Source organism: Catenovulum agarivorans YM01 (assembly GCF_000281085.1).
In the GTDB taxonomy this organism is placed as follows: Bacteria; Pseudomonadota; Gammaproteobacteria; order Enterobacterales; family Alteromonadaceae; genus Catenovulum; species Catenovulum agarivorans.
On record NZ_AJWM01000123.1, the window covers coordinates 1 to 1,485 of the forward strand.

The window sequence follows — 1,485 nt, forward strand, 5'->3', positions numbered from 1 at the left end:
TCACCTCGCTTTGAACATAAGCCCAGTATTCAGGGTTGTCTAAGGTTCTTTGTTTAATCTGCTTAGGAATAAAGCGACTCATTTCCATGGTGAAGTCGTTACGAACTTCATCTTCCAACATCAATTTTTCACACTGTGCAGCTAATGCTTGCTGAAAGTCTTCTGTTGTTTTTTGTCTAGCAACTAGTTTCTGTTCAACCAGTTTGGTTGATAATTTAGTTCCTCGTTGTTTTATCCAAACAATATCCCAAACATCACGTGGTCTTATGCGCCTTGCTCGATAGGCTAAAGCGATCAACTTATCTGCCAAAATTTCTTGCAAAGATTGCACTGGTACTAAAATACCTTCAGTCGGCACCACGATGTCGTAGTGATTGAGCAGTGGGCGTTTTTCAATATCAAAGGACGGAATAGCGCAAACATCAATATGCATTTTCTGCCGCGGTAAATCAGGGGGATTAGCCTCTTTTTCGATACTAATTTTCCAAGATACAGTCTCGCCTTGCTGCTCACCTGACGGTTTATTTACCCACACTTGTGTTTCGTATTTGTTCTGAATGTAAGCTTGAATTTCATCTTCAAGCCCTGAAAATTCCGACGGTTTAAAATTATGTCCGCCATTAAAATCTAGGTCTTCTGATAACCTTGCGCTGTTATAACACATTCGTAATGATGTACCACCAATAAAGGTTAGCCGCTGCATAACCCCTTGTTTTATCAATACATCCATAATGTCATGATGCAATATTTCTTTCTCAATAACGGGGGTAATAGTGGCATACTCAGGATTTGCTCGCACGATTTGGCTAATTTGTTGCTTTAGCATGTTAACTCTCCAACATATGCAGGTTGCGCTGACAATGCCTTAAATCAGCAAGCGCTTGCTCTTTATGTGCACGATACATTTTAATGTCGGAATCGTAGTACAAATTAGGAGCAATTTGCTCGATAGGCTTTTTAGTGTGAGTAAATTCAATCACGCCATAAGGTGTATCGAAACAACCACTTCGGCCTTTGGTTACTACAGTTACTCGACCCATAACAACTTGTGAAATGTCTCCTGTGTGACTGAGCTGACTTTCAAGGCTAATGTAGCTTAATACGCCGCTTCGCAGTTTTTTAATAATTTTATAAATGGCAGTTGCAGGCTCAGGTGGGGTAATTACACTTTCGTATAAACCTTTAACTACCCGTCTGAGCAGACCTTTTTTAACACAATCGGATAAGAATTTTTTAAACGCAGGTTCGTAAGGCACGCCAAGCATAAAAGCAAGCTCAGGAGCACTATGAATGCCCCCTCCTGCATTGATTGATTTTGCAAATACGCTTAATAATTCGTCTGACTTAGCCATAGGTCTACACTTTATTACTATTTAGGTAATAAAGTGTAGACCTAAAGCAACAATCCAACAAGCCAAAGGTCTACAAAACATTGTAGTGGTAGAGTGATTTTGGCCACCTAATTAGAGGATGTTATGATTGATT

General features: G+C 39.8%; 2 protein-coding genes. Both read right to left on the reverse strand.

Annotation, left to right across the window (positions count from 1 at the left end):
- On the reverse strand, window positions 1-826 hold an 826-nt coding region (locus WSC_RS0102585; RefSeq protein WP_016954344.1), incomplete at its 3' end, for a nucleotidyl transferase AbiEii/AbiGii toxin family protein.
- A gap of 1 nt (window position 827) precedes the next feature.
- A complete protein-coding gene (gene abiEi / locus WSC_RS0102590) occupies window positions 828-1,352 on the reverse strand; it encodes a type IV toxin-antitoxin system AbiEi family antitoxin (protein ID WP_016954345.1) in 525 nt (174 codons plus the stop codon).
- Between the last annotated feature and the right edge of the window lie 133 nt (window positions 1,353-1,485).

Excerpts from the sequence above, each read along its gene's own strand:
- abiEi (WP_016954345.1), bottom strand. The coding sequence starts at position 1,352 with ATGGCTAAGTCAGACGAATTATTAAGCGTATTTGCAAAATCAATCAAT.